Below are 17,531 nucleotides of genomic sequence, written 5' to 3' on the forward strand. Positions count from 1 at the left end.
CGCCCACGAACAACTGGGACGAGTTCTTCACCGGCGACGACACGCTGCTGTGCACGCTGGACCGCCTGTTCGACCGAGCGTCGGTGTTCGTGATGAAGGGCGCCAGCTTCCGCGGCGCCGAACTTGAGATATTCTCGGTGGAGACGACGCCGATGGCGATCAAGGCGACTTCCTAGGGTGGCAGCAAGCGGAGATAGATCGCAATCGCAACACACTGGCGTATTGGCGAAATTACTTTGACCAGGATTGGCGATTTATCTCCGACTTAGGTGTGGTTGAATTAACCCGACTCTAACAACAATTCGAATATGTAGGCTCGGATAATAGCTGGCAGAGTGGTACCAAGCTTGGACAATTCCGTGCCTTCTAAAGGAAAAACGTGAATACGCTCAACGCTGAGCCTTCCACGTCGGTAGGGCATGGAGCCGGTTGAGTGGCGATGCTGCGCGATTGAAGAACGCCTATCGAGATGAGAGGGGCGATAGCTCAAGAGAGCATGCCTCTAGCGGCCTCTTCACGAAAATGCGAGTTTTCCTTTCCGGTGTTCAACTCTGACAGTAGGCAGCACGGCGATCTTAGGGTACGTGAAATGGTCGACGATACGCTGACGGGCGATCTCGTGGATCGGGAGGCGCTCTTAGCGAAGACAAATGACGCAGCAGTTTCAACGATACGACGATCATTGAGAGGCTAACTCAGCGCTTTGCCAATGGGTCGATGCCCAATGTCGCGACGGTGAGGTTTGATTTGATTCAAATCTCATGATTGAGGTCCCGATCCCATACTTTTCGACATGGAGAGTTGGGTGCAGCGACATGGGAACTATCAGAAAACGTCCTTCTTGGGAAAAGCGAGAAAGCAAAGCGTTGTGGAAGCCGAAATGATCGTAAGGCATAGTATGGGACAAAACAGAAACTCATTAAACGGTGCTTCTATCATAGTGAAACGTTCGCTCATAGCAAAATTGCCAAGTAGGAGTGCATTGCAAGAATAGGAGGATAGCACGGCGTATAGAATGTTTGCCACTACGCCGATAAGAGGAGAAAGCAGCAGCGAAAATGCAAACGAACAGAATCCGAATGTAAAAAGGACAAGAACTGTGTTCAGGATAAATGACAAATTGCGGCATGTTTCCATTTGACAGTTGCCATCGAGAAAAGACAGCACCGAGAGACCTTCAGCAACACTCAGGTAAGCGACAACGTCCAAAGAGAGCACTGAAGTGACCCAGAGCATTTTTGCAATGAGCCAAGAAAGCCAAGAGCTGGCGCGTGTTACGGATTGCGAACCCTGTTTTTTCAAGTCGAAGCTTGGGTAGAAGGCCACCGAAAAAACAGGGCACATAAGCAGTCCGAGCCAGTCGAGGGGGACATGAAATGGGGTGTTTGGCGTAGGGAGAGCGGCGCCAAAAAAAAGCAACGAGAAAGCTCCACCAAACGATTGAGTTGGCGCAGATGCGACTGCAGAAACCGCTATTGCGAGAGTGAAAGCAGCTATAATCGAGAGAGCCATGTGCTGGCTCCCTGCTTTCAGATCTCTTATGAAGCAGCCAATAATCGTGCTCAAGATAAATAGTCCTTCCGAGATGCCAAGAGAAGGCCAAAGCCTATTACGCCTATGGCTAGTCCGCAAAAGATCAATGCCTGATCGGGTACTAGGGGTCCAAAATCTTGTCCTGCGCGTATAAACGAGGTGGGTGCTAGGGAGTACCAAGAAGTGCGGCTTGTAAAACTTGCAAGAATGGTGCACAGAACGAACGGAAAGCAAATAACGACGTACTTATTAGACAGTAAAAGCGATGCGGGAAAGCACAGGCATCCCATAAGGCCGGCGGCAATAAACGAGATGGTGAGATACGTGCCGAGATAGGCAAGCGGATTTTCGAAGAAAAGGTCGCCCATAAAGTACATCGGGAGAACCATGAAGCTGCCGATACCCGTTACGTGGGGCGTTATGAGGGGAAGAACGCAAGCGGTTCCCAGGAAATTAATGATCAAGGGCGCGATGACAGCGACGCCCGCACTTGCAAAGGACGCAAGCACCTTTGCAAGGAAGAACTGCCATCGTCTCGCTCTGGTAAAAACTTGATTCGCGTAGCCCGAGTTCCAGTCAGTCGAGAATGACCAGCCAAACGGCAGAGCAGCGAGAAGGGGGGAGACAAGATAGAAGAGATCGGGATGCACGGGATAGCTCCAACCTCCTATCCATCTGGTGAAAGCGCTCGCCGGAAAGTCGTAGATGTAGGCTGATTCCTCGATAGAGGTAGGGATTACGAATTGAAAGATATGAGCGACAGCAATGCCAATCCCCAGTGCAAGCGACAGAAAGAAGAATTTGTTGCCGAACGCTCGGTAAAGTTCTGCTCGAAGCATTAGCAGCCTTCAATCAAGTTCAACGGTTTTGTGTACAGATTCGGGAAATCGACGACAACTAAACTGAATCGGCCTTGACTGAATGCATCCCAGTCAGAGCTTTTTGGATATCCGCTACGAAGAGCTCGGAATGCAACTGAAATTGTCTTTGTCTCTCCCGGTTCGATATAGTAGTCCTCCTCGCCGTGTTCGTTGTAGAGCGGCGTAAGATACGAGGCAAATCTCTGAGGGATCGAGTTGCGATAGATCTCAAATTCGAAAAGCTCAATGCCGACGGTTTTGTCGCCATGGTTCTGGAATGTCATAGGTAAAAAGAGAATTCGAGTATTCTGTTGATTGTCGAACTCGGCATATTCTTCAGGATAAGTAACCTCGGATGCTACCTGATCGTAGGACTTTATGGCCAAGTCGCCGAATGATACTGTAAGGTTATCAGCTATCTGGCCAGGGAAAAGAGTGCTAGGAACGCGCCAAGACTCTGATGGAAGGGTCGTTTCGTTGAGAGTCCAGACAAATGGGACGCCAGAAGGCGCGTAGGTACTTTCGCATTGAGCGCTAACACTCGCAATGCGGCTGGTTGTCGCGATGAGTGCGCAAGCAGCAACTAAGGTGATGACCAGAAATCTGTTCATGAGGTCAATCCTTTGCTAAAGGTGAGCGGGTTGGCGGTAGCTGCGCCGCCGCCAACCCAGAGAACGCTATCGAGTGTCAGGACGCCATATTCCTCTGCAGGTGACGCTTTTGCTTCCGCCGGAGTCGAATGCAAGTTTGGCGTAGGAGTAGCCCCGCTCGTTGATGTAATTGACGATGCTCTTCTCGGTTCCGGTCCAATTCACGTACGTGCGATTTCCGCAATGGATTGCCGTTCCACTTTGAGGAATGTATGCATTGGGCGACACGTAATAGCCCGTCGTGCTTGGGGTCACTCCGATAGAGGAGTCAGTTGTTTTTGCGCGATGGTCATTGGTGAAGACTGTACCACCATTGGCAGTAACATTATAGGCATACGGAGAGTTAGCCGAATTGCCCGCATAGGCAAGCGTTGTTAAGCCGAAGGAGGCAACAGCGATTGCGCAAATGAATGCAATCGCTCCTCCTTTCAATATATGTCGTCTTTGATTCATGATAGGCCTTTCCCTTTTCGTGATATACAGTGCAGCAGCGGCGCCTGCTGTCGTGATTATTTTGCTAAAATTATTATAATATAACAAGTATTGAAGTAGAGAGAAAATTATTATATTATGATAAGGTCATGGAAGAAGGAAGAAGATGGAAATAGACATACGAGAGTATACAAAACGGATAGGAAACACCGTTGTTCTAGACACGGTGTCGCTGTCTCTTGTTTCCGGTCGAATCTACGGTCTCCGAGGGGCCAATGGTTCAGGCAAGACGATGCTCATGCGCGCCATATCTGGTCTTATCCATCCTGATGGGGGGTTTGTCAGCATTGACGGGAAGGTTGTCGGGAAAGATATCGCTTTTCCTCAGAGTCTTGGATTGCTTTTAGAGACTCCGTCCTTTCTGGATCCATATAGCGGAATAGAAAACCTCCGTCTGCTTGCCCGGATAAAAGGAGTGCGCGACGAAAGGTCCGTCCGGAGCGTCATGGAACGAGTTGGCTTGGATCCGAATGATAAACGTCCGTTTAGAAAGTACTCGCTAGGAATGCGTCAACGGCTGGGGGTAGCTTGCGCTTTCATGGAGGATCCTCGCGTTGTGCTTCTCGACGAGCCGTTTAATGGACTCGATCCTGATGGCGTCAATCTGGTTGGGAGTGCGATCCTGGAATATCGCCGCAGCGATCGGGTGATGGTGATAGCATGCCATGATGCTTCAGAATTGAATAGTATTGCCGATGAAATCATAGTGATGGAAAAGGGGAGAGCATACGTTCGTCAGTGACAAGCCGGTGCCTCGGATGGCTCTGGAGCGGGCAAGCATGGGGTTGTCAGCGGTTTTGTGACGCGAAAGCTAGTAGACTGTTGCTTCCTGCCGCTCTCTTTGCCTTTGTTGCGATATGTACGTTAGTGATATTGTCCTGCGGGATGCCTTGAGTCGGCCTCGAAGCCATTGCGAAAGGCCGCTCCTGCGGTTGCTTTCTCGCGCTCATTGTGTTTTGGGTATGGGCAAAACGTCGTGTTGCGGCCATCGGCTTGGCGCTCGCTACTCTTTTCAAGGGCATTGCGCTCTTCTTGCATGCAATAGTGGTTCGGGCGGATCTTCAAGAATGGAGCGTTTGTTTTCTTTTGGGTTTCTGCTCTTTCCGGGTTTCGCGAACATGGGGTCAAGAGCGCAAATTCCCTCTTCTCATTCTCCAGCAGTGACGAGAACCTCTGCCTCGGATAGCAGTTCTTGGCAAGCCTCCGCAATTGATTGCTAATCCTATTCAGGGAAAGAGCACGAAATCGAGCTGCTCTGATTCGGTGAGCCTTTAAGGCTCATAGCCATGTGGAGCGGCAGGTAGTTTATCTTTCCGTCGATCCCCGTGTTGCGTCGGCAGAGCGCGATGCCCCGTTCGCCTGCGACTCCTTGTTCTGTCGCGCCTTTTCGCAATGCGTGTTATTCGTAGCAGAAGCTTGGTAAGTGCAGCTGTAACAAAATCGGGCGATTCGCAATTCAAATTAATGTTTTCGCTGTACTAGAAGAAGATCATGAGCATGCCGAGCGCCAGGCCGACCATGACGGCGAAGGCGGGCAGCTTGCTGCGGTAGATGAGATAACTCTCGGGCATGATCTCGCCGAACACCACGTACAGCATGGCACCCGAGGCGAAGCCGAGCGACAGGGTGAGGCCCAAGGGCCCGATATCGCCGAGCCAGAAGCCGAGCCACGCGCCGAGCAGCGTTGGCAGGCCGCAGGCCGCCGTGATGAGCGTGGCCTTCACGCGCCCGGTGCCGCCCGAGATAAGCGGCACGGCCACGGCCATGCCCTCAGGGATGTTGTGCAGGCCGATGAGCACGGCCATGATCATGCCGGTGCCCCACATGAGGTTGTCGGACACGGCGAAGCTCGCGCCGATAGTCATGCCCTCGGGAATGTTGTGCAGGGCGATGGCGCAGGCCATGACGACGCCGGCCACGAACAGCGACAGCTTGGAATCGTTGTGGCGCTTGTGCATGTTCAGGTGGTCGGCATGCACCAGCTCGTCAATGTTGTCGTGGGTGTCGGGGTGCGTCGCGTCGGCGGTGTGCGACACCTCCGTGCGCGTCTTGCGGTCGATAAGGTGGTTCAGCAGGTACACCACGGCCACGCCCAGAGCCACGGCGAGGATGACCAGAAGCACGCCGTGCTCGTACACCTGGTTGGCGGCCTCCTCGGCCTCGGCGAGCAGGTCGAAACACACCATGGCGGTCATGACGCCGCCGGCAAAGGCCAGAAGCAGGCTGATGGTGCGGTTGCTCTCGCTCTTGAACAGCGCGCCGATAAGGCCGCCGAGCCCCGTTCCCCCGGCACCGGAGATGAGCGTGACCAACGTAATGAACGCGAACGGCGATAGTGCTTCCATGATTTGCAGGCTTCCTTACACCCCAAGGTTTCACACAGTGCCGCCTATTGTGCGCCAACTCCGGTGCGCGAAATGGCGCTGGCCGTGCAAACGTTAGTCGAAGGTAACATTTCCCACGGCAACGGCGCACCCACGAATGGTCCGCCGGCGAGGATGCTAAAGGTTGTCGGTGTCTAGGCAGAGGGTGAAGGGACCGCGGTTTACCAGCTCCACGTCCATCATGGCGCCGAAGATGCCCGTGCCCACCTGCGGCACATCGCGCCGTGCGAGGGAGACGAAATACTCGTAGAGCCGCTTTGCCTCGGCAGGCGCGGCAGCATCGGTGAACGAGGGGCGGTTGCCCTTTTTGCAGTTGGCGAAGAGCGTGAACTGGCTGACCACGAGCACATCGCCTCCGATATCGGCTAGACTTAGATTGGTCTTGCCGTTTTCGTCCTCAAACACGCGCATTTTGCGAATCTTCTCCCACAGCCGTTCTGCCTGGGCCTCGCCATCGCCGTGTCCCACGCCCAAAAGAATCAGATACCCGCGCCCGATGCGGCCGACCTCGGCCCCCTCAACGCTCACGCTCGCTTCACTAACACATTGAACAACGGCTCGCACAGGCTTCCTTTCTGCGGAGGTGGACTGGTAACTTGCATTTCGCGAGTATGGCAAAAAGTGGGAAGAAAAGGGCGCTTTTCGTAGTATTTTGCTGAAAAGAATAGACGATCCCCTGTGTTTGCCCAGGTGAAAATAGAGCAGAAGACGAAAATGGACTTTCAGGACTACGAAAAACGCTCATATCATCCCAGAAAGCGTTTCAGCGATGCGCCGCTTGTCGGTGGAGTTTTGACGATTCTTCGCATTCTGAAAGCAGTTTCGTTGACATATACGCGTGTGCGGGTGAAAATGCAAAAGTTCGCTTTCAAAAGCCCCGTAAACGCATGGCTTCAATGAGGCGCACTCGCCGAGGGAGTCCAGGCCCGAAGCACCGCGCGTCGGCGTAGGAAACCGGCATCGGAGAAGCGTGCACTTTTGAAAACAAACACCTCTGGCGGACGGTTCCGCCCCCGGCTGCGCGGCTGCCACGCCGTCGCGGGGGAGGAGGCTTCACCCGCCCGACAGAACCTGCAATCTATTGGAGGAAAACAGTGAAGACGTATCATGCAAAGCCCGGTGAGGTTGAGCGCGAGTGGGTCATCATCGACGCTGAGGACCAGGTCCTCGGTCGTGTCGCGACCCGCGCTGCTCAGATTCTGAAGGGCAAGCACAAGCCGCAGTACACCCCCCATGTGGACACGGGCGACTTTGTCATCATCATCAATGCTGACAAGATCAAGGTCACCGGTACCAAGGCTGCCACCAAGACCTACTATCGTCACAGCGGGTTCCCGGGTGGGCTCAAGCAGGAGACGTTCACCGAGGCCATGACCAAGCACCCCGAGCGCGTCATCGAGCATGCCGTCAAGGGCATGCTGCCGAAGAACACGCTTGGCCGTGCGATGGGCAAGAAGCTGAAGGTGTACGTCGGCTCTGAGCATCCCCATGCCGCTCAGCAGCCCCGCAAGATCGATCTGGAGGGTTAATCATGGCAGATGAGGCTTTGTACTACGGCACTGGCCGCCGCAAGAACGCGGTGGCGCGCGTCCGTCTCGTTCCCGGCACCGGCAAGGTGACCATCAATGGTCGCGACGGCCAGGAGTACTTCGGTCGCGAGGCGCTGTTCAACTACGCGATGACCCCCTTCAAGGTGACCGACACCGCTGGTCACTTCGACGTGAAGGCCAACATCGACGGTGGCGGCGTGTCCGGCCAGGCCGGCGCTCTGCGTCACGGCATCTCCCGTGCGCTGCTCGAGGCTGGCGACTATCGCGCCGAGCTGAAGAAGGCCGGTTACCTCACCCGCGACGCCCGTATGGTGGAGCGCAAGAAGTACGGTCTGAAGAAGGCCCGCAAGCGCCCGCAGTTCTCCAAGCGCTAAGTTCAAAGGCGCGCATCGGATACCGATGCAGCGAGATATTGCATGCAGAAAGCCCGCTGTTCGCAGCGGGCTTTTTCGTGCGCGGAGGCAGGGGGTCGGCGGGGCTCGCGGCAAAGAGCGCGGGTTGGCGCGCGGAACCCATGGAGCGGCGGGTTGGCGCGCGAGCCCCGTGACGCGAGGTGCGGCTAGGCGTACGAGACCCGCGCCACAGGTCGCGAGAGCTGGCGGCTAGCGGCGGCTCCTACAGGAGACGGCGCGGGTGGGACAGTGCTCGGTGCAATCGAGGCACAGCGTGCAGTCCTCCAAGTCGCGGGCGTCGGCGGTGGCGGCGCTGATGTTCTCGGGGCACACGGTGGCGCAGACGTTGCAGCCCTGGTCGTGGATGCAACGGTTCCTGCGTACGCGTGGGCCGGGCAGAAACGGCAGGCGTTTGCGCGCGCTTGCGAGAACACCGAAGAAGAAGCCGAGCGGGCAGATGGCCGCGCACCAGCGTCGGAGCAGGAACACCTCTGCCAGCAGCATGAGGGGGAACACGATAAGCTCCCAGCCCGGCTGCCATGTGACGAACAGGCGGCTTACGGCGAAGAGCGATCCGAAGACAAGCCCGATGGGGCAGACGAGGCAGAACACGGGGAAGTGCACGATGAGCGAGACCGCCAGAAGGGCGGCCAGCACGATGCCCTGAGCCCTTAAGTTGCTGTGCTCGCGGGCGTCGTTGGGGTTGACGGTATTCGGCCTGTCCGCCGCATCGTCAGCGCCTGGGGCTTTCCCCTGTTGCGCGTCGGCAGCTTCAGGCTCTCCGCAGCCCGCGCTGCAGCCAGCGCAAACACCCGTGCGACCCGTGAGGCCGCGGGGCGCACGTCCGCCGAAGATATTGCGCAGAAGGCTCGTCGGGCACACCCAGGAGCAGAACGCGCGACCCAAGAGGAACACGATGGCAAGCAGCACCAGCACGCCGGGCAGCAGCGCCCACGGGACGCCGCCGCCGGCCGCGACGATCTCGGCGAAGCCCACCGGGCACAGCGCGCACAAGGTGCCGATGGGGATGTGGAGGGCGACACCGCCCGCCACGAGCGCGATCGCGCCGGCGGCCACCCCTATGCGAAGATAGCGCATCTTATTCACGGCCGGCCTCCTTTCCCGCGGCGCTCTCGAACTGGGCCGAGGTGAGGGCGCCGGATGCAACCGCCGCCTCGCTGGCGCGGCTCGCCACGTAAATGCCCTTGGGCAGCGTGGCCGGGTCGTAGGCGCGCAGCGACGGCGCGGGACACACGAGCTCGCAGAGCCCGCAGCCGTCGCAGAGGTCCTCGCTCACATGGGGTCGCCCGCGCTCGTCCAGCGTAATGGCGCCCTCGACGGGGCATTCGTCGGCGCAGACGGTGCATCCGCCCCAATCCCAGGCAACGCAGGAGTCGCTGATCACTTTGGCCACGCCGATGTTGTCGGCGGTGGGCGCCTCGAACGAGAGCGCCCCGGTGGGGCAGACCTCCACGCACTTCATGCAGAAATCGCAGTAGCCGTTCTTGAACAGCAGTTCGGGCGTCCCCGTGGTGGGGAAATCCACGGTGAGCGGCCGTGGCTGCACCAGGTCGTAGGGGCAGGCCTGCACACAGCGCTGGCAGCGGTCGCAGTGCGCCAGCAGGTGCGTCTCGCTGACGGCTCCCGGTGGTCGCAGATACACGGTGCCCTGGGCGTTTTGGAACGCGCCGGCTCCGGCCAGGCCTACGAGCACGGCCGCCGTGCCACCCGCAGCGCAGAACTGCCGACGTGTTATCCCCTCGCCACTCACAGCATCTCCTCCAAAAGCGCGGCGTCGCCGGCGACGAAGGCTGCCGTGAAGCGCGCGAGGGCGGCGTAGAAGCCCTCTTCCCCATCGGGCGCGGCGGCTGCCTCCAGCTCGGCGCAGAAGCGATCGATCCAGTTCAGCAGGTGCGCGCGGGCGAAGGCGAGGGATTGGCGCACCGTCTCCTCGGCGGCCTCATCGGCCGCCCCGTCGCCCGTGCCCAGGAAGGCCACGGTCCGGTCGGCAAGCGTGGCCATGAAGGCCAGCTCCACGGCCAGGTGGTCCTCGGGCTCGGTGAAGGAGGCGTCTTTGGCCAGCGCCTGCTCGCGGTAGGTGCGGGCGACTTGGGTGTAGGCTTCCTGCATCATGATGCCGCGGTCGGAGGTATACACCGACTCGTAGGGGAAGGCGTGGCGCGCGGTGAGCGGTCCCATGCCGAAGAAGACGCGGTCGAAGGTGACGGCCAGAAGCTCAAGGGCCTGCTCGTCGCCGGCCGCGACGGCCGCGGCGCGCTTCATGGCCGCGAGAGCCTCCATCAAGGCCGCATCGTCGCTTTCGAACGCAAACGCTTCGGCGATATCGCAGGCCAAAGCCTCATCGACTTCGCTGCGGAAACAGCGCGAGAGCAGACGATACACATTGGCGCGGCTTTCCATGAGGGCCGCAAGGCCGCTGCGGGTCTCCTCGTCCAAAAGAACATCCGACATAGGTTCTCCTCTCCTCGAATCGAGCGCTTCGACTACGTTGGAAGGGCTCGGAGGAGGCGACTTCAGTGGCTGGCGGCTGAAGTCGCCTCCTCCGAGCCCGCCGGACCTTCATTAAGAGGGAAGGGAAGGCCCGGCGGGATGCGGAAGAAAGGAATTGCTCCTCGAAGATTGCTAGTAAATCAGCGACTCAACCGAGGTGGCGACGGCGTACATGATGGTGCGCAGCACCACGCTGCCCACGACGAGGCAGGCAAGCGCGACCCACAGGTAGCCGGCGGTCTGCTTGAGCGTCGCCGCTCCCTCGGCGGTGGCGCCGGCCAGGGCCGGCTTGTTGCCGCCCTTCTTCACGGCCAGACCCACGAGCACGGCGGGAAGCAGAATGCCCGCGACCACCACCCCAAGCCAGAACTCCATAGCCAGGCTGCCGCTGAACAGACGGTCGATGGAGCGGCTCTCGTGAGCGAAGGGCGCAAAAGCAATCCAGGCCACGTAAGCCACCACCGTTACGATGGAGAGCACCACGCCGATGAGCGCCACCTTAAGCGCCAGCGGCGCTTCCTTGGCATCGCCCATGACGCACGCGAGTGCCGCAGCGAGCACGAATCCCATGCCCAGGCCAGTACCCAGGTACATGAGCGGCAGGGTGAGGCTGTCCCAGGCGGGGCGGGCAGGCATCATGAACGAGGCGCCGGCCACAAGCGGCAGCACGATGCCGGCGATAAGGGCGAGGATGCCCACCACCTTCGAGGCGCCGGGGTAGTCCTTGCGGGCCAAAATGGCGCTCGCCAGAGCCACGATGCCGGCGAAGGCCACGGCGAACAGCTCGCGGGAAAGCCCCGAGCTCATGTTGCCCAGAATGTGGAACGCGCGGTCGATGTGTCCCAAATGGAACGTGGAGGCGACACCTCCCACGCCCAAAAGAACGAGGGCCGTGAGCGCCAGGGCGAACCGCACCTTGTGGAACGTGCCCTTAATCTCGCCGATGCCGACGAAGACGAGCAGGCCGGAGCCCATTCCCAGAAGTATGCTGAAAATCAGCAGGGGCCACTGTGTTTCCATGGTTACTTACCGCCCTTCCACTCGCACTTGTCCAGCCCATAGGTCACCGAAGGCGCGTTGCCCACGTCGGTGAGCTTGTGGGTCTGCTTCTTCGCGATCATCTTGCTCACGTCGCTTTCCGGGTCGTCCGCGTCGCCGAACAGGCGCGCCTGGCCCGGGCAGTGCCGCACGCAGGCCGGCACCTTCCCGTCGTCCACCAGATGCGCGCACAGGGTGCACTTCTCGATGACGCCCTTGTCGCGGTCGTTGTCGTAGGCGCGCACGCCGTAGGGGCACGCCATCACGCAGTACTGGCAGCCGATGCACTTGGCGTGGTCCACGAGCACGATGCCGTCCTCGCGCTTGTAGCTGGCGCCGGTGGGGCAGACGGTCACGCACTGAGGGTTGTCGCAGTGCTGGCAGGCCACGGGCAGGTAGTACATCTCCAGGTCGGGGTAGGTGCCCGACGGGCCGATGGTGAGCACCTTGCTGTAGAAGGTGCCCAGGCCCACGTTGTTCTCCTGCTTGCACACGACGGCGCAGGAGTGGCAGCCGATGCAGCTGTCCAAATCGATGGCCATGGTGTAACGGGTCATGTTAGTTCCCTCCCTTCACGGGCATGGCCACGCCGTCGTTCTGGCCGTCTTGGGCCAGCTCCTCGCGGGTCAGCGGCAGGAAGATGCGCAGATCTTCGCTGGTCATGCAGATATTGTCGGGCGCGCCCTCTTCGGCTTTGTACACCTTGCACAGGCCGCCGAAGTTGTCAGTGCCCACGGCCGGGTCGTAAGGGCCGTTGTTCTCGAACAGGATGTTGCAGTTGGCATCCAGCGCTCCGTGCAAATCGTCGGTGGCGGCGCGCTCGGGGAACCACCAGTCGTGCTCCACGTGGATGGTGTCGGGCTTGATGGCCTCGGTGAGGTTCGCGCGCTGGCGGATGCGGTCCACATAGGTCTCGATCCAGCACCAGTCGTCCTGCTCGATGCCCAGCTTGGCGGCGGTGGCGGGGTTGATGTCCATGGTGGGGAACATGTGCACCTCGCGCATCCACGGCGAGTTGCGGTACTCGGTGTGGAAGAAGGCGTGGCTGCGGCCGCCGGTGATGAGGGTGAAGGGGTACTCGCTGGTCAGATCCTCGCGGGACTTCTTCGTGATGGGCGGCTCGATGTACATGGGCAGAGGCCCGTTGCCGTACAGCAGCAAGTCCTCGCTCCACAGCTCCATCTTGCCGTTGTCCGACTGCGGATGCGGCGGAATCACGGTGCCGTCGGGCAGCTCGGTGCCGGGGAAGCGGTAGACCGAGCCCATCTTGTTGCCGCGGTACATCGTGTTGAAGCCGGGGCGGAAGTCGCTCGTCTTGCGCATGAAGCCGGTCTCGTACTTCGGGGCGTTGCGCACGGTGGTCATCTCCACGCCGGTGACGGAGATGCGCTCGCGGAACTCCTCGAAGCTTGAGCAGGACAGCTCGGCCGGCAGGGTCTCGGGGCCCTTTACCATGTAGTCGAAGAACTCGTACTTGTCCTTCCAGTACATGTCCACGCCCATGTACTCGGCGAACTCGAAGCAGATGTCCATGTCGTCTTTGGCCTCGCCGAGCGGCGCGTGGAAGGGCTGGCGGATGAGGTAGGTGTGGCTCGTGGGGTAGCCGTGGCCCGAGTGGGCCCATTCCACGCGGTCCACCTCGTTGGGGTGCGCGGCCGGCAGGATGATGTCGGCCAGCTCGCCGGAGGGCGTCATGAAGATGTCCACGTTCACGAAGAAGTCCAGGTTCTTGAAGCCCTCGATGATCTCCTTGCCGCCCTCGATGGACAGGATGGGCTCGCTCGTCTGCTGCCAGTAGCCGTGAATCTGGAAGGGGTCGCCCTTCGCCATGGCCTTGGTGGTCACGGCGCCGAAGCCGCCCTGCTGGCCGTAGATGACCTGGCCGCCGGAGTTCTGGGTGACCTCCACGAGCTCGCCGGTGGCGTTGTCGGCCTGGAGGATCTGCTGGTAGCCGGTGTTCTGGCACACCGACAGCTGCTTGATGTTCATGGCCGTCTGCTTGCGGCGCTCGCCCATGCGGCCTTCCTTATTCGGCACGACGTCGAACATGAAGGAGTCGTACCCGGTGGCGGGCTCGCGGCCGATGTTCTGGCCGCCCTTCGAATCGAAGTTGCCGGCCAGGGCCATCATGATGGTGAAGGCCTGGGAGATGCCCGAGGTGTTGATGGAGAACTCCACCTTCTGGCCGCGGGTGAAGCAGGCGTGCGGGCTCGCGGCGATGTAGATGTCGATGGCCTCGCGGATCTTGTCGGCGGGCAGCTCGCAGAACTCGGCGGCGCGCTCCACGGTCCAGGGGGTCACGTGCTCGAGCAGGATGTCCCACACGGTGCGGTAGGTCTTGCCCTCGATCTCGCGGCCCGCCCCGTCGGGCGTGGTGAGCGCCGGCTTCGCGTCGGGCACGATGTTGCCGGCCTCGTCGAGCCACTGGAAGGCCTTCGGACCACCCACGCCGGCGGTGTTCTGCCAGTCGCCGGACCAGTAGATGAGCTGGTCGTGGGCCTCGTCCCAGGCGGGGTAGAGCTCCACGTTGCCGCCCTCGCGCATGATGGACTGGCGCAGCTGGTAGCCGGTGCCCTCCTCGTCGATGAAGAACGGCGCGTTGGTGTACTGGCGGGCGAAGTCGGTGGCGCACTTCTCGGAGTGCATGATCTCGTTGATGAAGGCCAGCACGAGCGCCATGTCCGAGCCGGGGCGGATGGGCAGCCACAGGTCGGCCTTGCTGGCGGTGCAGGTGAAGCGCGGATCGACGCAGACCACCTTGGCGCCCCGCTCCTGGGCGCGCTTCACGGTCAGCCAGTCGTAGTAGCCACGGCTGCGCTCCTGGCGGCACCAGATGACGATGCAGTCGGTGTTGTTGCCGTCCCAGCCGGTGTACTGGGTCTCGTCGCCGTAGAGGCGCTGGCTCGTGAAGTAGCTGCCCACCCAGCACAGGTTGCCCACGCCGAAGGTGGCGGTGCTTCCCAGCTCGAGCCACAGCTTGTTGATGGCCTGGAACTGTAGCATGTCGCGGCCGGTGCCGTACTGGTGGGCGATGGTGTGCCAGCCGTACTGCTCGCCAATCTCGGTGAACTTCTTCGCGGCCTCCTCGTAGGCCTCTTCCCAGGTAATGCGCTTCCACTGCCCGGAGCCTTTCTCGCCCACGCGGCGCTGGGGGTAGCGCACGCGGGTGGGGTTGTACATCTCCTGGGGAATGGCGAACGCTCGGCCGCACAGCGTTCCCTCGCTGAACAGATCGGGGTTGCCCTCGATCTTCGTCAGGCGCCCGTTCTCCACGGTACCGAACAGGGCGCAGCGCCCGTAGCACTGGCGGCAGGCGCTGGGAATGACCTTGACGTCGTCGCCCGCGGTCGCGCCATCGGCGGCCTCGTCGGCGAAGGACGCCTCGGCGGCTCCCAGCACCATGGCCGATGCCGAAGCCACGGCCGTGGCCTTCACGAAGTCGCGGCGGCTCAGCTTCAATGACATGGTCCTCTCCTCCTCTTTCGTTGTCGTCCTCTTCTTCTCTCTCGCAAGTTGTTAGCTAACCAATAATTAGCTATGCAACTATTGATGTTGCAATAGTAACACCTGTAACAAATATTGCAAGGGGGTGGGAAAAGAAAGAAGCGCCCCGTAGGGCGCATGCAAGAAGGTGCTGGCTGGGGCTCGGCGGGCCCGCGAGGGGAGGAGCCGCTTCGGGCGGGCCTAGGCGCGCCGCTGACCGTGCTCGGCGAGCAGCCGCTGGGCGTTTGCCTCCACCTGTTCCAGTACGTCGAAGAAAGTGTCCAGATCGCTTTCGGAAATGCCCTCGGCAATCTGCTCGTGGCGGCGGGTGACGGCAGGCTCAATCTCGGAGAGCAGGCTTGAGGCCGCTGGCGTTACCTCCACGATGTTGGCGCGGCGGTCGCTGGGGCTCGGCGTGCGCTTCACCAGGCCGCGCTGCACGAGCCGCTCGATGGAGCGCGCGATGGTGGCGGGCTCCTTCTGCAGGCGCTCGGCCAGCTGCTTTTGGGTCATGGCGCCGTGCTCCTCCAGCTGGTTTAAGGCGTTCCATTGGCCGGGAGTCAGGTTGAAGGGGGCCAGGCCCATTTCCAGGCTGCGGTACAGGGCGCGCTGGGTGGAGTACACGCGGTACCCGATGTATTCGCGGTGCCGGTGCTTCTGGGGCATGGTCCCTTCCTTTCGGGCGGTACAGAGTTGAGCGGATTTGTCAAGGCGATCATACCGCTTCCAGGGGCCCGGAAGGTCCGTTGTTCGCCAAAGTTGACATATTGTCCGCCACTGGCGCCGCAGGGCGACGGCTCGCGGCTGCGTGACGCTTCGCAGAGGAGGTGCTCGACTGCGGCGAAGCGACAGGGCGGACGTGCGTGACTTTGTTCCTTACCCATGAGGTCATTGTTGTTGATTTGTTACAGCCGCGCACCTCTTTTGGAGTGTGGGCTCGCGTGGAGCAAACAGCTGTTACACTGTGCGGCGCATTGTTCGTCGATTGAGTATTTCCCCCGTTCAACGCTGAGAAATACTCTCATAGATAGGAATGGGATATGGCGCAGGAAGCGCTTGGTGTGAGAGCCGACTGCTACGCGGCCGTGGATATCGGGGCCTCGTCGGGGCGCGTGGTCGTGGGCTATGTGGAGGACGGCCGCATCCGACTTGAGGAGGTGCACCGGTTCGACAACCGTCAGGTGCGCCGGGGCGGCCACGACTGCTGGGACTTGGAGCTGCTTTCCAGCGAGCTCGTGCGCGGATTGGCCCGCTGCAGGGACGAGGGCTTTGCGCCCAAGTCGGTGGGCATCGATACCTGGGGCGTCGATTTCGTGCTGCTCGATGCCGAGGACAACCTGGTGGGCGATGCGGTGGCCTATCGCGATGCGCGCACGGGCGGCATGTACGAGGTGGCCGACGCCATCATGGCTCCCGAGGAGCTGTACCGCCGCACTGGCATTCAGCGCCAGCCCTTCAATACAATCTATCAGCTCCTGGCCCTGCAGCGGGAAAACCCCGAGCAGCTGGAGACAGCCGATGCGTTCCTGATGATTCCCGACTACCTGAACTTCCTGCTCACAGGCGTGAAGGCTGTGGAATACACCAACGCGTCCACCACGGGGCTGTTGAACGCGGAAACCGGCGCCTGGGACGAGACGGTGATGGAAGCCTTCGGCATCCCGCGGCGGCTGTTCCCGAACGTGACCCACGCCGGCGCGTGCCTGGGTCCCGTGCGGCCCGAGGTGGCCCAGGCCATCGGGTATGACACCCGCGTGGTGTTGCCGGCCACCCACGACACCGGCAGTGCATATCTGGCCGTGCCCGCGTGCGAGCCGCCGGCGGTGTTCCTGTCGTCGGGCACATGGAGCCTGCTGGGCGTCGAGAACCGCAGCCCCATCTGCGCGGAAGGCGCCTTCCGCGCGAACTTCACCAATGAGGGCGGCTACCATTTCCGCTATCGCTTCCTGAAGAACATCATGGGCTTGTGGATGATCCAGTCCATCCGCCGCGAGTTGAACGGCATCACCTACGTGGTGGACGAGAAGGCCATCCGCAAGGGGCGCCTGCACCAGTACATGCGTGTGGAGGGCCTGGGGCATGAGATCGATTTTCCTGATCTCATCAAGGCTGCCGACGAGGCCGAGGCCGCCGGGGTGGTGGCGTCCATCGTGAACGTGAACGACGACCGATTCCTGGCGCCTGACTCCATGATCGAGGAGATCTGCGCGGCGTGCGAGGAGTCGGGCCAGCCGGTGCCCGAGACGCTGGGCGAGCTCATGCTCTGCGTGTACGAGAGCCTGGCGCGCTGCTATCGCGACGCCGTCGAGGGGCTCACGGCGCTCGCGGGCCACGGCTACGCCTCCGTCAACATCGTGGGCGGCGGCTGCCGTGACGACCACCTGAACCGCCGCACCGCCGAGTTGTGCGGGCTGCCGGTGTACGCCGGTCCCGTGGAGGGCACGGCGCTGGGCAACCTGGCGGTGCAGATGCTCGCCGACGGCGTGTTTCCGCATTTAAGAGCCGTGCGCGCCGCCATTGCGGAATCCTTCGACGTGCAGAAGGTGGAGCCGTGATGCGATTCCCTGCATCCGACATGCTCGCGCGTGGCGGCTTGCGCTTGATCGGTGACAGAAAGTGATGTTGAAATGCAGAAAAG

Annotated in this window: 17 protein-coding genes; 4 read left to right on the top strand and 13 right to left on the bottom strand. The window is 60.7% G+C overall.

Annotated features, from left to right (window positions below; all coding sequences use genetic code 11):
- Positions 1 to 825: 825 nt before the first annotated feature.
- From VJ923_RS10385 to VJ923_RS10400, 4 genes are all read right to left on the bottom strand, one after another.
- Positions 826 to 1,566, bottom strand: a complete 741-nt coding sequence (locus VJ923_RS10385) for a hypothetical protein (protein ID WP_326441200.1) — start codon at positions 1,564 to 1,566, stop codon at positions 826 to 828.
- A complete protein-coding gene (locus VJ923_RS10390; RefSeq protein WP_326441202.1) occupies positions 1,563 to 2,372 on the bottom strand; it encodes a hypothetical protein in 810 nt (269 codons plus the stop codon). The genes VJ923_RS10385 and VJ923_RS10390 overlap by 4 nt, the downstream gene beginning before the upstream one ends.
- The gene (locus tag VJ923_RS10395) at positions 2,372 to 3,004 is read right to left on the bottom strand and encodes a hypothetical protein (protein WP_326441204.1); all 633 of its coding nucleotides are present in this window, start codon (positions 3,002 to 3,004) and stop codon (positions 2,372 to 2,374) included. Before VJ923_RS10395 ends, VJ923_RS10390 begins: the two co-directional genes overlap by 1 nt.
- Positions 3,005 to 3,070: 66 nt before the next feature.
- Positions 3,071 to 3,496, bottom strand: coding sequence for a hypothetical protein (locus VJ923_RS10400; RefSeq protein ID WP_326441206.1), 426 nt, complete (start codon positions 3,494 to 3,496; stop codon positions 3,071 to 3,073).
- A gap of 145 nt (positions 3,497 to 3,641) precedes the next feature.
- On the opposite strand from VJ923_RS10400, the gene VJ923_RS10405 reads away from it, so the two are divergent.
- Positions 3,642 to 4,277 (top strand): ATP-binding cassette domain-containing protein, encoded by a 636-nt coding sequence (locus VJ923_RS10405; RefSeq protein ID WP_326441208.1) that lies wholly within the window; start codon positions 3,642 to 3,644, stop codon positions 4,275 to 4,277.
- 736 nt (positions 4,278 to 5,013) lie between these two features.
- Here VJ923_RS10405 and VJ923_RS10410 read toward each other — a convergent pair.
- Both VJ923_RS10410 and dtd read right to left on the bottom strand, forming a co-directional pair.
- Complete coding sequence (locus VJ923_RS10410; protein WP_326441210.1) at positions 5,014 to 5,880, bottom strand: ZIP family metal transporter; 867 nt, start codon at positions 5,878 to 5,880, stop codon at positions 5,014 to 5,016.
- 156 nt (positions 5,881 to 6,036) lie between these two features.
- The gene (dtd, locus tag VJ923_RS10415) at positions 6,037 to 6,483 is read right to left on the bottom strand and encodes a D-aminoacyl-tRNA deacylase (RefSeq protein ID WP_326441212.1); all 447 of its coding nucleotides are present in this window, start codon (positions 6,481 to 6,483) and stop codon (positions 6,037 to 6,039) included.
- 530 nt (positions 6,484 to 7,013) lie between these two features.
- On the opposite strand from dtd, the gene rplM reads away from it, so the two are divergent.
- On the top strand, positions 7,014 to 7,448 hold the full coding sequence (gene rplM / locus VJ923_RS10420) for a 50S ribosomal protein L13 (protein ID WP_326441214.1): 435 nt from the start codon (positions 7,014 to 7,016) through the stop codon (positions 7,446 to 7,448).
- A 2-nt stretch (positions 7,449 to 7,450) separates the two neighbouring features.
- Positions 7,451 to 7,843: a 30S ribosomal protein S9 gene (gene rpsI / locus VJ923_RS10425; RefSeq protein ID WP_326441216.1), complete on the top strand. Its 393-nt coding sequence runs from the start codon at positions 7,451 to 7,453 to the stop codon at positions 7,841 to 7,843.
- Between the two features lie 228 nt (positions 7,844 to 8,071).
- Here the strand turns inward: rpsI and VJ923_RS10430 are convergent, their stop codons facing one another.
- The 7 genes from VJ923_RS10430 to VJ923_RS10460 form a co-directional block, all read right to left on the bottom strand.
- Positions 8,072 to 8,959, bottom strand: coding sequence for a 4Fe-4S binding protein (locus tag VJ923_RS10430; RefSeq protein ID WP_326441279.1), 888 nt, complete (start codon positions 8,957 to 8,959; stop codon positions 8,072 to 8,074).
- Position 8,960: 1 nt separating this feature from the next.
- Positions 8,961 to 9,632: a 4Fe-4S dicluster domain-containing protein gene (locus tag VJ923_RS10435; RefSeq protein ID WP_326441218.1), complete on the bottom strand. Its 672-nt coding sequence runs from the start codon at positions 9,630 to 9,632 to the stop codon at positions 8,961 to 8,963.
- Positions 9,629 to 10,333, bottom strand: coding sequence for a TorD/DmsD family molecular chaperone (locus VJ923_RS10440; protein ID WP_326441220.1), 705 nt, complete (start codon positions 10,331 to 10,333; stop codon positions 9,629 to 9,631). The genes VJ923_RS10435 and VJ923_RS10440 overlap by 4 nt, the downstream gene beginning before the upstream one ends.
- A 171-nt stretch (positions 10,334 to 10,504) precedes the next feature.
- Positions 10,505 to 11,392 (bottom strand): dimethyl sulfoxide reductase anchor subunit family protein, encoded by an 888-nt coding sequence (locus VJ923_RS10445; protein WP_326441222.1) that lies wholly within the window; start codon positions 11,390 to 11,392, stop codon positions 10,505 to 10,507.
- A gap of 2 nt (positions 11,393 to 11,394) precedes the next feature.
- On the bottom strand, positions 11,395 to 11,967 hold the full coding sequence (locus VJ923_RS10450) for a 4Fe-4S dicluster domain-containing protein (RefSeq protein ID WP_326441224.1): 573 nt from the start codon (positions 11,965 to 11,967) through the stop codon (positions 11,395 to 11,397).
- 1 nt (position 11,968) lies between these two features.
- On the bottom strand, positions 11,969 to 14,875 hold the full coding sequence (locus tag VJ923_RS10455) for a molybdopterin-dependent oxidoreductase (protein WP_326441226.1): 2,907 nt from the start codon (positions 14,873 to 14,875) through the stop codon (positions 11,969 to 11,971).
- A gap of 219 nt (positions 14,876 to 15,094) precedes the next feature.
- A complete protein-coding gene (locus tag VJ923_RS10460) occupies positions 15,095 to 15,559 on the bottom strand; it encodes a MarR family winged helix-turn-helix transcriptional regulator (RefSeq protein WP_326441228.1) in 465 nt (154 codons plus the stop codon).
- Positions 15,560 to 15,933: 374 nt separating this feature from the next.
- Between VJ923_RS10460 and VJ923_RS10465 the strand changes: the two genes are divergently transcribed.
- Positions 15,934 to 17,448, top strand: a complete 1,515-nt coding sequence (locus tag VJ923_RS10465) for a rhamnulokinase (RefSeq protein ID WP_326441230.1) — start codon at positions 15,934 to 15,936, stop codon at positions 17,446 to 17,448.
- Positions 17,449 to 17,531: the final 83 nt, after the last annotated feature.

It is taken from the genome of Adlercreutzia shanghongiae, from assembly GCF_035830635.1.
GTDB classification, from domain to species: Bacteria; Actinomycetota; Coriobacteriia; order Coriobacteriales; family Eggerthellaceae; genus Adlercreutzia; species Adlercreutzia shanghongiae.

Coding starts and splice junctions, on each gene's coding strand:
- VJ923_RS10390 (WP_326441202.1), bottom strand. CDS start 2,372: ATGCTTCGAGCAGAACTTTACCGAGCGTTCGGCAACAAATTCTTCTTT.
- VJ923_RS10395 (WP_326441204.1), bottom strand. CDS start 3,004: ATGAACAGATTTCTGGTCATCACCTTAGTTGCTGCTTGCGCACTCATC.
- VJ923_RS10400 (WP_326441206.1), bottom strand. CDS start 3,496: ATGAATCAAAGACGACATATATTGAAAGGAGGAGCGATTGCATTCATT.
- VJ923_RS10405 (WP_326441208.1), top strand. CDS start 3,642: ATGGAAATAGACATACGAGAGTATACAAAACGGATAGGAAACACCGTT.
- VJ923_RS10410 (WP_326441210.1), bottom strand. CDS start 5,880: ATGGAAGCACTATCGCCGTTCGCGTTCATTACGTTGGTCACGCTCATC.
- rpsI (WP_326441216.1), top strand. CDS start 7,451: ATGGCAGATGAGGCTTTGTACTACGGCACTGGCCGCCGCAAGAACGCG.
- VJ923_RS10430 (WP_326441279.1), bottom strand. CDS start 8,959: ATGCGCTATCTTCGCATAGGGGTGGCCGCCGGCGCGATCGCGCTCGTG.
- VJ923_RS10440 (WP_326441220.1), bottom strand. CDS start 10,333: ATGTCGGATGTTCTTTTGGACGAGGAGACCCGCAGCGGCCTTGCGGCC.
- VJ923_RS10445 (WP_326441222.1), bottom strand. CDS start 11,392: ATGGAAACACAGTGGCCCCTGCTGATTTTCAGCATACTTCTGGGAATG.
- VJ923_RS10450 (WP_326441224.1), bottom strand. CDS start 11,967: ATGACCCGTTACACCATGGCCATCGATTTGGACAGCTGCATCGGCTGC.
- VJ923_RS10455 (WP_326441226.1), bottom strand. CDS start 14,875: ATGTCATTGAAGCTGAGCCGCCGCGACTTCGTGAAGGCCACGGCCGTG.
- VJ923_RS10460 (WP_326441228.1), bottom strand. CDS start 15,559: ATGCCCCAGAAGCACCGGCACCGCGAATACATCGGGTACCGCGTGTAC.
- VJ923_RS10465 (WP_326441230.1), top strand. CDS start 15,934: ATGGCGCAGGAAGCGCTTGGTGTGAGAGCCGACTGCTACGCGGCCGTG.